The 13,564-nt window shown below is 70.0% G+C and carries 10 protein-coding genes; 7 read left to right on the top strand and 3 right to left on the bottom strand.

What is annotated here, in order from left to right; translation table 11 throughout:
* The first annotated feature begins 137 nt into the window (after positions 1–137).
* The 7 genes from R2B38_RS40215 to araD all read left to right on the top strand — a co-directional run bounded on the left by R2B38_RS40215 (position 138) and on the right by araD (position 10,136).
* The gene (locus R2B38_RS40215; protein ID WP_318020726.1) at positions 138–1,451 is read left to right on the top strand and encodes an ABC transporter substrate-binding protein; all 1,314 of its coding nucleotides are present in this window, start codon (positions 138–140) and stop codon (positions 1,449–1,451) included.
* A gap of 85 nt (positions 1,452–1,536) precedes the next feature.
* Positions 1,537–2,502, top strand: coding sequence for a sugar ABC transporter permease (locus tag R2B38_RS40210; RefSeq protein ID WP_318020725.1), 966 nt, complete (start codon positions 1,537–1,539; stop codon positions 2,500–2,502).
* On the top strand, positions 2,499–3,353 hold the full coding sequence (locus R2B38_RS40205) for a carbohydrate ABC transporter permease (protein WP_043662415.1): 855 nt from the start codon (positions 2,499–2,501) through the stop codon (positions 3,351–3,353). The genes R2B38_RS40210 and R2B38_RS40205 overlap by 4 nt, the downstream gene beginning before the upstream one ends.
* Positions 3,354–3,438: 85 nt before the next feature.
* A complete protein-coding gene (locus R2B38_RS40200) occupies positions 3,439–6,003 on the top strand; it encodes a CBM35 domain-containing protein (RefSeq protein ID WP_318020724.1) in 2,565 nt (854 codons plus the stop codon).
* Between the two features lie 129 nt (positions 6,004–6,132).
* Positions 6,133–7,815: a ribulokinase gene (gene araB / locus R2B38_RS40195; RefSeq protein WP_411978532.1), complete on the top strand. Its 1,683-nt coding sequence runs from the start codon at positions 6,133–6,135 to the stop codon at positions 7,813–7,815.
* A 46-nt stretch (positions 7,816–7,861) separates the two neighbouring features.
* The gene (gene araA / locus R2B38_RS40190) at positions 7,862–9,379 is read left to right on the top strand and encodes an L-arabinose isomerase (RefSeq protein ID WP_318020722.1); all 1,518 of its coding nucleotides are present in this window, start codon (positions 7,862–7,864) and stop codon (positions 9,377–9,379) included.
* A gap of 37 nt (positions 9,380–9,416) precedes the next feature.
* On the top strand, positions 9,417–10,136 hold the full coding sequence (gene araD / locus R2B38_RS40185; RefSeq protein ID WP_318020721.1) for an L-ribulose-5-phosphate 4-epimerase AraD: 720 nt from the start codon (positions 9,417–9,419) through the stop codon (positions 10,134–10,136).
* Between the two features lie 25 nt (positions 10,137–10,161).
* Here araD and prcB read toward each other — a convergent pair whose 3' ends face one another.
* From prcB to R2B38_RS40170, 3 genes are all read right to left on the bottom strand, one after another.
* Complete coding sequence (gene prcB / locus R2B38_RS40180; protein WP_318020720.1) at positions 10,162–11,016, bottom strand: proteasome subunit beta; 855 nt, start codon at positions 11,014–11,016, stop codon at positions 10,162–10,164.
* A 72-nt stretch (positions 11,017–11,088) separates the two neighbouring features.
* Positions 11,089–12,051: a YbhN family protein gene (locus R2B38_RS40175; RefSeq protein ID WP_318020719.1), complete on the bottom strand. Its 963-nt coding sequence runs from the start codon at positions 12,049–12,051 to the stop codon at positions 11,089–11,091.
* Positions 12,048–13,529 (bottom strand): hypothetical protein, encoded by a 1,482-nt coding sequence (locus tag R2B38_RS40170; RefSeq protein ID WP_318020718.1) that lies wholly within the window; start codon positions 13,527–13,529, stop codon positions 12,048–12,050. The genes R2B38_RS40175 and R2B38_RS40170 overlap by 4 nt, the downstream gene beginning before the upstream one ends.
* Positions 13,530–13,564 lie beyond the last annotated feature (35 nt).

Raw genomic sequence — 13,564 nt, 5'->3', positions numbered from 1 at the left:
ACCGATCCATCCACCCCTGCCCGCGCTCGCCGTACCCGTCAGCCGCCTTCCCCACAGGCCTCGCCCTACCTCCCCACAGGCCTCGCCTTACCTCCGCACCGCCCCGCCTCCCTTCCGCGTACGAACAAGGATCCGCCATGAGAAGAGCCGTCTCCGTCCTTGCCACCGCCTGTGTCCTCGGGCTGACCGCCACCGCGTGCAGTGACAGCACCGGTGGCGCCACGACCGCCGCACCCGAGGGCTCGGTCAATCCGACCGCCTCCCTCAAGGGCGTCAGCCTCACCATGTGGGTCGCCCAGAACAGCGTCTCGGAGCCCAAGCAGGCCATCGAGGCGTTCGAGAAGGCCACCGGCGCCAAGATCAACACCGAGGTCATACCGGACCCGTACGAGTCGAACGTCCCGACCAAGCTCGCCTCGGGCGTCAAGCCGGACCTGATGTTCTGGCAGCCCACGGGCAGCACCCTGCCGTTCGTGCAGCCGGCCAAGAACCTGCTGACTCTCGACAACGAGGGCTGGGTCTCCAAGCTCGGCACCACGGAGAAGACCCTCGGCCAGGTCGACGGCCACCGCTACGCGGCCATCGTCACCAGCCCCGCCGTACTCGGCGTCTACTACAACAAGGACGTCTTCGCGAAGGCCGGCATCACCACCATGCCGGCCAGCTACGACGAGTTGCTCGCCGACGCCGCGAAGGTCAAGGCGAAGGTCCCGGGCGTCGCGCCGTTCTTCGAGGTCGGCGGCGACAAGTGGCCGCTGCAGTGGCAGGTGCAGGCCCAGATGACGGATCTGCCGCAGTCCTTCTGGGACAACCTCAACAAGAACAAGGACAGTTGGACCAACAAGACCATCGTCGACGCGATCACCAAGTACAAGACGAAGGTCCTCGACGGCGGTCTGGCGCAGAAGAACTACAAGACGGCCACGTTCGTCGATCAGGGCAAGGCGATCATGGACGGCAGCGCCGCGATGGCCGTCAACGTCACCGCGCTCCAGTCCGAGATCCAGGCCACCGCCAGCACGGCGGACATCGACAAGAAGCTCGGCTGGTTCCCCATCGCCAACAGTTCGGCGAAGGCCGAGTACTCGCCGGACCAGACGAACGGCGTCGTCGCCTTCAACACCGGTGACACCAAGCGGCAGAACGCGGCCCGGCAGTTCATGTCCTTCTGGCTCGGCCCGGACTACCCGGCCTACATCAAGGCCAACAAGCTCGTGTCCGTGGAGCCTTCGGTGGCCAACCCCGACGGCCTGCCGCAGACCGCGATCGCCCAGGCCAAGGCCCTGTCCAGCGCGTCGGGCGTCTTCCAGGTCAAGGCGCTGACCGCCCCGGACATGCACCTCGCGCTCGCCGACATGATCTACGGCAAGAAGACCCCGCTCCAGGTCGCCCAGGCTGCCGAGGACCAGTTCAAGCAGGTCCTCAAGGCGCGCGGCGTCACCGGTTTCTGACCCACTGACCGGCGCCTCTTCGCCAGCCCGACCCCCCGGGCCGCCCGTCGGCGGTGTGCCCGGGGCCCGTACCGGAGGTAAGAAAGTGGTGGACACCGCCACGATGGACGCTCTCGACGCCACGCGCGCGAAGAGCCGGGAACAGGACGAGGCCCAGGTCCGGCCGTCCCGGCGCGACCGGCTCCGCGGCAAGGCCAACCAGCCGTGGTGGTTCGCGCTGCCCGCGCTCGCCGTGTTCGGCGTGTTCTTCCTGCTGCCGAACCTGCTGAACTTCGTCTACCCGTTCACCGACTGGTCGGCGTTCCACTCGCAGATCGGCTTCGTGGGACTGTCGAACTTCAGCACCATCCTGCACGACGGGTCGATGGCCCGTGACATCCGCATCACGCTCGAGTACGCGGTCCTCGTGGCCGTCTTCCAGAACGGCTTCGGGCTCGCGCTGGCCCTGCTGCTGGAGCGCGACACCCGCTTCAACCGCTTCTTCCGCGCGGTCTTCTTCCTCCCGGTCCTGATCTCCGCGCTCGCCGTCGGCTACATCTTCCGCGCCCTGCTCGCCCAGGACGGCGCGCTCAACAGCGTGCTGTCCTCGCTCGCCGGACACCATGTCGACACCCCCTGGCTCGGCTCCACCACCTGGACGCTGGTCGTGGTGACCCTCATCCACGGCTGGAAGTGGATGGGCCTGGCCATGCTGATCTATCTGGCGGGCCTGAAGAGCATGCCGGGTGACGTGCTGGAGGCGGCCCGGATCGACGGGGCCGGCTGGTGGCGCACCTTCTGGTCGGTGCGGTTCCCGCTGCTCGCGCCCGCCGTCACGTTCAATGTGACGACCGCGCTGATCGGCTCGATGAACACCTTCGACATCGTGCAGGCGACCACCGGAGGCGGTCCCGGCAGCGAGACCGAGGTCTTCAACATCTACATGTTCCGCATCTTCGGCCAGGGCCTGTACGCGCAGGCGTCCGCGATGAGCCTGGTGCTCTTCCTCATCGTCGTCGTCCTCGCCGTGCCCGTCATCGTCGGCCTGCGCCGCAGGGAGAACAACCAGTGACCACCGTTACCGCGTTCGCCCCCGCACACCGGCGCCCGCTGCGCTGGGTCCAGCCGCTCGTCGTCCTGATCGTCGCCGGTGTCACCATCGGCATCCCGCTCTGGCTGGTCGCGGTCACCTCCTTCAAGCCGCAGGCCGAGGCGATCAAGCCCAACCTCTCGCTTCCCCACCACGTCCAGGCCGCCGCGAACTACAAGCAGAGCTTCGACGAGGGCAAGATCGTCCAGGGCTTCGTCAACAGCCTCCTGGTCGTCGCCCCGTCCGTCGTCCTCGTGCTGCTCCTCGGAGCGGGCGCCGCCTGGGTGTTCGCCCGCCGCAAGGGCCGCCTGGTCAACACCCTGTACGCGCTGAGCATCAGCGGACTCCTGCTCCCGCCCGCCGTGATCACCATCGTCATGGAGCTACGCCAACTCGGCCTGGCCGGCACCCGTCCCGGCATGATCGGTGTCTACGCCGGGATGTACCTGTCCACCTCGATCTTTTTCATGACCGGGTTCATCCGCGCCCTCCCCGAGGAACTGGAGGAGGCCGCCCGCATGGACGGCGCGGGCCCGGTCCGGGTCTTCTTCCGCATCATCCTGCCGCTCCTGCGCCCGGTCATCGCCACCGCGACGATCATGGTGATGCTCTACGCCTGGAGCGACATCTTCTACGCCTTCTTCGTCCTCGGCGGCGGCGACAAGGCCACCCTGCCGCTCAACCTCTACCAGGTCGCCAACGCCCAGCTGTACCTCAACAACTGGCACCTGATCTTCGCCTACGTCGTGATGATGAGCCTCCCCATGGTCCTCGTCTTCGTCATAGCGCAGCGCCGCATCGTCTCCGGCATCACGAGCGGCGCCGTCAAGTAGCCCCGGGGTTAGGCGAGTTGAGCCGCCCCGGTCCCCCGAAGTACCCGACAGCCTCCCGCAACGCCGCGGGAGGAGGAGGACAGCCATGCCTCGAACACCCCGTAGATCCCGTTCCGTTCGCGCCCTGATGGGCGTGACCGCGGTGACCGCCGCCCTCCTGGGCACGGCCCTGACCGTCCCCGCCGCACAGGCGGCCACCCCGACCCTGAGCGTCGACCTCGGCACCACCACCGGCGCGGTCATGCACGGAGCCAACGGCGCCCTGTACGGCCTCAGCGACGACGGAGTCCCCGGCGACAACCTGGTAACTCCCCTGCACATGACGTCGATTGCCCAGAAGGCACCCGACGGCACCCAGCACCCGAACGGTGACGCGCTGGTCGTCCAGCCGGAGTTCGCCCGCGGTGGCGGCGGCGACAACCTCATCTACATGCAGGACATCTACGCCTCCTGGCCGTACGAGAACCTCGGACTGAGCGACTACCTCACCAAGGTCACCACGATGGTCACCAAGGTCGCGGCCCGCTCCGACGCGAGCACGTTCGTGTGGGTGCCGTTCAACGAGCCGGACGGCAACTGGTATACGGGGCTGGGCAGTTCGACCACCGCCACGTACCAGAGCGCGCTCGCGAGCTTCGAGAGCGACTGGACGACGGTCTACAACAAGATCCGCTCGATCATCCCGAACGCGCGGATCGCCGGCCCGAACGAGACGCACTACGACGCCCGTCTCATGGGCGACTTCTACCCGTGGGCCAAGGCCAACAACGTCCTTCCGGACATGACCACTTGGCACGAGCTGGACCCGACCTCCCTCTCCAACTTCGAGGGCAACCTCGCCGCGTACCGCACCATCGAGACCAACGCGGGCATCAGCCCCCGCCCGGTCAACATCAACGAGTACGGCGACCGCCGCGACCTCTCCGTGCCGGGTCAGATGATCCAGTGGATGTCGATGTTCGAGCGGAACAAGGTCTACGCCGACCAGGCGTACTGGGACATCGCGGGGAACCTCGACGGCAACGTCAGCCAGACCAACATCCCCAACGGCGACTGGTGGCTGCTGCGTTGGTACGCTGGCCTCACCGGCCAGACCGCCAAGGTGACCCCGCCGCAGGCCAACGTCACCGACACGCTCCAGGCCATCGCGTCCCTCGACACCGGCCGCAAGCAGGCCCAGGTGCTCCTCGGCGGCGGCACCTCCGGCTCGGCGAACACGGTCGTCAAGAACATACCGTCGTCGTTCGGCTCCGCCGTCAACGTCTCGGTGGAGCGCACCGCTTGGAGCGGCTACGAGGGTGCGGGCCCCGCGCCGACCGTGCTGGCGCGCAGCACCTACACGGTCGCTTCTGACGGCAGCATCACCGTGCCGCTGACGAACCTCGACCCGATGTCGGCCTACCGCATCGTCGTCAACCCGGCCGGCACCGGCACGCCCACCGCCGCGAGCACCCCGTCGACGTCGTCCTACGAGGCCGAGAACGCGACCATCACCGACGGCACCGTCTACACCCAGGGCAGCGTCACCAACGCCTACGGGTACGCCACTTCGGGCACGAAGGACGTCGGCAGCCTCAACCAGTCGGACAGCAAGGTCGCCTTCACGGTCACCGCCCCGACCACGGGCACGTACAACCTGAACGTCTTCTACGGCAACCAGTCCGGCGGCCCGGCGACCCAGACCCTCACCGTCGACGGCGGCTCCGCCCAGACGGTCACCTACACACCGACCCTGAACTGGACCTACCGCTCCACGGCGAGCGCCTCGGTCTCCCTGACGGCGGGCACGCACACGATCTCCCTGGCCAAGGGCACGAACGAGGTCACCCTCGACAAGATCGACCTCACGGCCGCTTCCACGGCGGACACGTCCTACCCGGCCACGTACGCCGACATCACCGGCTCGCCGACGTACAACTACACCGCCTCCGGAACGACCGGCGCCGGTGCGCTGGCCCTGACCTCGGGCACCTCGGCCGCCTTCGACGTGTACGCGCCGACCGACGGCTACTACACCGTGCACACCGACTACTCCTCCAACGGGTCCGGCACGCTCACCCTGGACGGCGCGACCGCCGTCACGCTGGCCTCCACGAGCGGCACGCTGACCGACAAGAGCTCCCGGCTGTATCTGTCGGCGGGCAACAACCGCATCACGGCGGCCACTTCGGGCTCCACCACGCTGACCCTGCGCGATCTGCGGGTGGCCGCGAGCGGTGACACCACCGGCGTCTCCGCCTACGAGGCCGAGAGCGCGACCCTCGCGGGAACCGCCGTCGCCACCTCGGACAGCTGGGCCTCGGGCAGCAAGTACGTCGGCTATGTCGGCAACGGCTCGGCCAACACGCTCACCTTCCAGGTGACGGCGGCCAGCGCCGGGCGGTACGTCATGAACGTCCGCTACGCCAACGACCAGGTCTCCGGCTCCGGGAACTACAACACCAACGTCGTCTCCCGGGCGGCCCAGATCTCCGTCAACGGCGGTACCGCGCAGACGGTCATGTTCCGCAACAACTACAGCTGGTCCAGCTACTGGGACCTGCCCGTCCCGGTCACCCTGACGGCCGGCACCAACACCATCAGCTTCGCCAACGCGAGCGCCTACGCACCCAACATCGACCGCATCACGGTCGCGCCGGTCTCCGGCTGACCGTCAACTCCGGTCGGGGCCCGGGTACTTGCGCCGGGCCCCGGCCGGGGGTTCCATCCCAGAGATTTACCCTGCACCACATTCGACACCTCGAACAACGACTGGCATATCGAACAGAAGGGCGGCCCGGTGGTGAACGCCGAGAACAGCGAACACACCCATCCCGACACCTACGTCATCGGAGTCGACTACGGGACGCTGTCCGGACGGGCCGTGGTGGTCCGGGTCGCCGACGGCGCCGAACTGGCCGCCGCCGAGCACCCGTACACCCACGCCGTCCTCGACCGGACCCTCCCCGACGGCACCCCGCTGCCGCCCGACTGGGCGCTCCAGGTGCCCTCCGACTACATCGACGTCCTGCGCATCGCCGTCCCCGAGGCACTGGCCCGCTCAGGCGTGCGCCCCGACCAAGTCGTCGGCATCGGCACGGACTTCACCGCGTGCACGGTCCTGCCGGTCCTCGCCGACGGCACCCCCCTGTGCGAACTCCCCGACCTCACAAGCCGCCCGCACGCCTACGTCAAACTCTGGCGCCACCACGCCGCCCAGGCCCAGGCCGACCGCATCACCGCCCTGGCCGACGCCCGCAAGGAGCCCTGGCTCCAGCGGTACGGCGGCAAGATCTCCTCGGAGTGGGAGTTCGCCAAGGCCCTCCAACTGCTCGAAGAGGACCCGGAACTCTACGAGTTGACCGAGCGCTGGATCGAGGCCGCCGACTGGATCGTCTGGCGGCTCAGCGGCACTTACGTCCGCAACGCCTGCACCGCCGGGTACAAGGGCCAGCTCCAGGACGGCAGTTACCCCTCCTCTGACTACCTGGCCGCACTCAACCCCGCTTTCGCCGGCTTCGTCATCGACAAGCTGGACCAGCCGATCGGCCAACTCGGCGACTTTGCGGGCGGGTTGACGGCGGAGGCGGCGGCGTGGACGGGCCTGCCCGAAGGCATCGCCGTGTGCGTCGGCAACATCGACGCACACGTGACGGCACCTGCGGCCACCGCCGTCGAACCCGGCCGCATGGTCGCCATCATGGGCACCTCCACCTGCCATGTGATGAGCAGCGACCAGTGGGCCGAAGTCCCCGGTATGTGCGGGGTGGTCGAGGGCGGAATCCTCCCGGGACTGTGGGGATACGAGGCCGGGCAGAGCGGCGTCGGCGACATCTTCGGCTGGTTCGTGCGCAACGGGTTCCCGGCGTCGTACGCCGAGGAGGCCGCCGCGCTCGGCCGTGACCCCCACGAGCACCTCACCGCCCTGGCCGCCCAACAGCGGGTGGGCGAGCACGGGTTGATCGCCTTGGACTGGCAGAGCGGCAACCGCAGCGTGCTCGTCGACCATGACCTGAGCGGCGTCCTGGTGGGCCTGACCCTGTCCACCCGCCCCGAGGAGATCTACCGCGCCCTGCTGGAGGCCACCGCCTTCGGCACCCGCACCATCATCGAGGCGTTCGAGACGTCCGGCGTCCCGGTCCGCGAACTCATCATCGCGGGCGGCCTGATGAAGAACCCGCTGCTCATGCAGATCTACGCCGACGTCACCCGGCTCCCCCTCGGCGTCATCGACTCGGCGCAGGGCCCGGCGCTCGGCGCGGCGATGCACGCGGCGGTCGCGGCCGGGGCGTACCCGGACATCCGGGCCGCCGCCCACGCGATGGCCAAGGCCCGCCCGGCCGTGTACCAGCCGGACCCTGAGCGGGCCGCCGCGTACGACCGGCTGTACGCCGAGTACCGGCTCCTGCACGACTACTTCGGGCGCGGTGCCAACGAGGTCATGCACCGTCTGCGCCACCTCCGCGCCGAGGCCTCCGCCTGAGCCGCGCTCGCCGCTCGGTGGTCAACTCCCTTTGAAAGGAACCCTCATGGACACCACAGCCTCTCCCTACCCCGACCAGGAGATCTGGTTTCTCACCGGCAGCCAGGGCCTGTACGGCGACGACATCCTGCACCAGGTCGCCGAGCAGTCCCGGAGCATCTCCGAGATCCTCGGCGGCCCGGGGAAGATCCCGGTCAGGATCGTGTGGAAGCCGGTCCTCACCGACGCCGACGCGATCCGCCGGCTGTGCCAGGAGGCGAGCGCCTCCGACACCTGCGTGGGCGTGATCGTGTGGATGCACACCTTCTCCCCGGCCAAGATGTGGATCGCCGGACTCAGCGCCCTGGACCGGCCGTTGCTGCACCTGCACACCCAGTACAACCTGTCGCTGCCCTGGCCCAGCATCGACATGGACTTCATGAACCTCAACCAGGCCGCCCACGGCGACCGGGAGTTCGGGCACATCGAGTCCCGGCTCGGCATCGACCGCAAGATCGTCGCCGGTCACGCGACCGACCCGAGGGTCGTGCGGCGCGTGGCAGCCTGGGCCCGTGCCGCCGTCGGCCGCCACGCCTCACGCACCCTGAAGCTGGCCCGCTTCGGCGACAACATGCGCGATGTCGCCGTGACCGAGGGCGACAAGGTCGAGGCCCAACTGCGGTTCGGCTACTCGGTGAACACCTACGCCGTCAACGACCTGGTGGCCGTCGTGGACGAGGTCGAGGACAAGGAGGCCGCCGAACTCGCCGCCGAATACGTCGAGTTGTACGACGTGGCCCCCGCGCTGCGTCCCGGCGGCATCCGCCACGACTCGCTCCTGTACGCGGCCCGTCAGGAGATCGGCCTGCGCACCTTCCTCACCGAGGGCGGCTTCACCGCGTTCACCACGAACTTCGAAGACCTGGGCGGACTACGGCAGTTGCCCGGTCTCGCCGTCCAGCGCCTGATGGCCGACGGCTACGGCTTCGGCGGCGAGGGCGACTGGAAGACCTCGGCGCTGCTGCGCACGATGAAGGTCATGGGCGCGGGTCAGCCCGGCGGCACCAGCTTCATGGAGGACTACACCTACCACCTGGGCCCCGGCACCCCGCGCATCCTCGGCGCCCACATGCTGGAGGTCTGCCCCTCGGTGGCCGCCGAGCGCCCGAGCTGCGAGATCCACCCCCTGTCCATCGGCGACCGCGAGGACCCGGTCCGCCTCGTCTTCAACGCGGCCCCCGGCCCCGCCGTGGTCGTCGGCCTGTCCGATCTCGGCGACCGCTTCCGGCTGACCGCGAACACGGTCGACGTCGTCACCCCGAGCGAGCCCCTGCGCCGGCTGCCGGTGGCGAGGGCGGTCTGGAAGCCGCGCCCCTCGCTCGCGGAGTCCGCGGAGAGCTGGCTGCTGGCCGGCGCCCCGCACCACACCGTGCTCAGCTCGGCCGTCGACACCGAGACGCTGACGGACTACGCCGCGATGGCCGGCGTAGAGCTGCTGACCATCGACGAGACCACCAGCACCGGGCAGTTCACCAAGGAGATCCGCTGGAACGCCGCCTATCACCGGCTCGCCCAGGCCCTCTGACCCCCATGATCCTGATCCACGCGCAAGGAGAACACCGATGACCGCGCGAGTCCGTGACGGCCTGCGGCAAGAGGTACTGGACGCCAACCTGACCATCCCCCAGGTCGGTCTGGCGACGCTGACCTGGGGCAATGTGAGCGGCGTCGACCGCGAGGCGGGGGTGTTCGTCATCAAGCCGTCGGGCGTTCCCTACGAGGATCTCGCCCTCGACGATCTGGTGACCGTCCGGCTGTCCGACGGCAAGGTGGTCGACGGAGACCTCCGCCCCTCCACCGACACGGAGACCCACCGCTGCCTCTACCTGGCGTTCCCGTCCATCGGCGGCGTCACCCACACCCACTCCACCCACGCGGTGGCCTTCGCGCAGGCCCGCCGTGACATACCGGTCCTGGGCACCACCCACGCCGACACCTTCAACGGGCCGGTCCCGTGCACCCCGGACCTCACGGCCGACCAGTGCGCGAAGGACTACGAGTACAACACCGGCCGGGTGATCGTCGACATGCTGAGAGGCGACGACCAGCGGGCGGCCGAGGTCCCGGCCGCCCTCGTCGCCAATCACGGCCCCTTCACCTGGGGCGCGACGGCCCGCAAGTCCCTGGAGCACGCGATCATCTGCGAGGCCGTAGCGCAGATGGCGATCAACACGCTGGCCCTGTCCCCACCAGCACCGCCACCCCCGCATCTGCTGGCCCGGCACTACACCCGCAAGCACGGACCGGACGCGTACTACGGCAACCCGGCCCCCGTCCTCTGACCGAGGCCGCGGCCACCCGTGCCGCTCAGGGCGCGACAGTCGGACCGTCCGGGTGGCTGCTGCGGTGGTCGATCATCTCCCGGGTCAGGGCCTCGGTCTCCGACTCCGGGAGGCGTTCGAAACCGTCCTCGGTGATGACCGAAACGATGGGGAAGATACGGCGGTTGATGTCGGGGCCGCCGGTCGCCGAGTCGTCGTCGGCCGCGTCGTACAGGGCCTGGAGCGCGGTCAGGGCCGCGTCGCGCCGGGACATTCCCCGGTGGAACAGCTTCTTGAGGGCACCCCGGGCGTACGGGGACCCGGAGCCCTCGGCGTGGAAGTCCGGCTTCTCGTAGGTGCCGCCGACGACGTCGAAGGTGAAGATACGGCCCTTGGCTCCTTCAGGGGCTACGGGGTCGTAGCCGACGAGGAGCGGTACGACGGCGAGGCCCTGCATGGCCTGGCCGAGGTTCTGGCGGATCAGTCCCGCGAGGCGGGTGGCCTTCGCGTTGAGGGTCATCGGGATGCCCTCGATCTTCTCGAAGTGCGTCAACTCGACCTGGTACAGCTTCACCATGTCGACGGCGAGGCCGACCGTACCGGCGAAGGCGACCGCGGTGTAGTCGTCCGCGGGGTGCACCTTCTCCAGGTCGCGCTGCGCGATGACGTTGCCCATGGTGGCCCTGCGGTCGCCGGCGATCAGCACGCCGTCGCGGTAGGAGAGGGCCAACACCGTGGTGCCGTGCGGGAATTGGTCCGCGCCGGCGCGGACGCCCTCCGGAAACGGGCGGCGGGTCGGCAGCAGCGCGGGCCGGTGCGTCGCCAGGAACTCGGTGAAGGACGAGGTCCCGGGAGTGAAGAACTCGTCCGCCAGCCGGCCGCTCGTCTCGTGCTCCGCCATCCAACTCCCCCTCGCCCGCGGACAGATATCGGACTCCTACCTGAACCGACCGGCCGGGAAACGCCGTTGAGGTCAGAGCGCCTTGCGCCGGACCAGCACCCCGAGCACCAGCAGGCCCGGGATCAACGGCAGCCACACGGTGAGCAGCCGGTAGCCGAGGACGACGGAAGCTGCGGCCGACGCCGTGGTCCCCGAGGCGGTGAGCGCGAAGCCCAGCGCGGCGTCGAGGGAACCGATGCCGCCCGGCGTGGGCAGCAGCGCGGCGGCGCTGCTGGCGGCGAGGTACAGGAGCGCCACCCGGGCAGGGGACAGCGGCAGTTCGACGGCCTGGGTGACACAGATCAGCACCAGGCAGTTCAGCGCGGCGAAGGCCAGCGAGCCGCCCCACAGGGCGGCCGCCCGGTGCGGCCGGAGGTGCACGGCCCGGATGTCGCTCAGCACGGTGCCGAGAGCGCTCCGACACCGGGGCCACAGTGGGCAGTTGAGCAGCACGGCGACGAGTACGACGACCGCGAGGACGACGCCCACCACGCCCACGGAGATGTCCGGGACGCGCAGCACGCCCGGGCAGACCGCGGCGAGCACGCCGATCAGCACGATCCGGACGACCACGCCCGCGGTCGCCTTGACGGCGAGCGCGCTGGCCGAGCGGCCGACCGGCAGCCCGCAGCGCATCAGGAACCGCAGATTGACGGCACCGGCGCCGAGTCCGGCGGGCAGCACGTGGTTGGCGGCGGACGCGGCGAGCTGCGAGGCCACCAGCCTTCTGCCGGGCAGCCGTTGGGGCACGGCACCCTGCTGGGCGAGTGCCGAGGACACCCAGGTCCCGAGGGCGGCGGTCCCGGCCACCAGCAGCCACCCCTGATCGGCGACGGCGAGCCGCCCGGCCCCGCTCTCGAGCACGGGCCAGTGCCGCCGCACCATACAGACGACGGCGACCAGGACGGCGAGGGTCAACGCGGTCTGCCAGTAAGTGTGCCGGCGACGGCGGGTGGTGGTGGTCGCCGTCCGGGTGGGGGCGGGCGGTGCCGTCATCCGCCTCCGCCCTTCTCCGCCCGCGGAGCGACACGTAGCTCCAGCGCGCCGAAACGATGGGCGGGCCAGTCGCGGGCGTACGCGGGCGGACGGCTGCCGACCGGTGTGATGTCGGCGACGGGCATACGGCGGGCCGTACGGTCGAGGGTCGTCCGGGACATGTTGGCGTTGTGGCCCCCGGTCGCGGCCGAGGCACAGCCCGCGTAGAAGCCGATCGGGATGGCGTCCTGGCCGGTGAGCAGACAGGGCTTGCGTACGCCGAGGCGGTGGAGTTCGGCGGCGGTGCGGGACCAGTCGCGGTGCTGGGCGTTCGTACGGCTCACCGTCCGTTCCAGGACGGCGAGTTGGACCGCCAGATGCCCGGCGAGCCCCACCACGAGCAGGGTCACGGCCACCCGCCGCCATGCTCCGGTCGGTCTGGTGACCAGGTGGATCAGCGCGTCGGCGACCGGGATCGCCACCAGCGCGTAGGCCGGCAGGAGGAAGCGCGGAGCCGCGTACCCGATCATGAACAGGTACGGGAAGGCGGCCGTGGCGGCGCAGGCGAGCGGGACGAGGGTCGCCGTGGTGCGCCGGGCGCGGACCGCGACGACGAGGCCGACGGCGGCGAACACGGGCAGCACGAGCCACCACACGTCGACCGCCGGGTTGGGCATCTCCCCCGTGCACGGACGGCACAGGGCGCGTCCGCCCAGGCTGCGCAGCTGGTCGAGCACCGCGACGTTCCAGCCCAGTCCGCCCTCGATGGCCGAGGCGTCGTGCAGCCGCTGGGTCAGGCCGCCGTAACTGACGTAGGCCTCGATCACCCATTCCAGGGCGCCGGACGCGAGCCCGGCGAGGAGGGCGACGAGGAGGCGCCAGTGGCGACCGGCCAGGAGGAGTGCCAGCAGCGGCAGTGTCGCCCAGACCGCGTCCGTCGGGCGCATCCACGCCATCAGGGACGCGCTCGCCGCCAGGCCCCACAGCGCGGCCCGGTCGGAGCGGTCCGCCCGGGCGCGCAGGCAGCAGCCGGCGGCGGCGAGGGCGCCCACGGCGACCCAGTAGTTGGGCATGGCCTGGAGGCCGTAGAAGAGGGTCACCCAGAGGGAGGCGAACAGGGCGCCCGCCAGGGCGAGGACGCGGACCGGGAACAGGCCGCGCCAGGTGCGCAGCGCGAGGAACAGGGCCAGGCCGGAGAGGGCGGCGAGGTAGACGCGGAGGAGAGTGGTGGACGAGGACCAGGAGGTGACGGGGGCGACCAGGAGCGAGATGCCGCGGGCCCTGGGTGCGCTGAAGAAGGCGGCGGGGGCGTGCGCGCTGAGCTGGCTTACGTAGACGGTCTCGTCCCAGCCGAGGCCCAACCCGGGGCGTACGAAGACCAGTTGGGCCAGGGTGAAGGCCACCGCGACCGTGGCGAGCGGGTACTCCGAGCGGCGGGACGCGGTCGGCGGTCCGAGCCGTCGGGTCCCGGCGAGTGTGGCGTACGCGCTGCCGGACATTGCCCACCCCTCCCCCTACAGTTTGTAGGGTTTCC

It is taken from the genome of Streptomyces sp. N50, from assembly GCF_033335955.1.
Lineage (GTDB): Bacteria > Actinomycetota > Actinomycetes > Streptomycetales > Streptomycetaceae > Streptomyces.
Note: the sequence above shows the minus strand (reverse complement) of the source record. Positions and strands in the feature narration are given on the sequence as shown.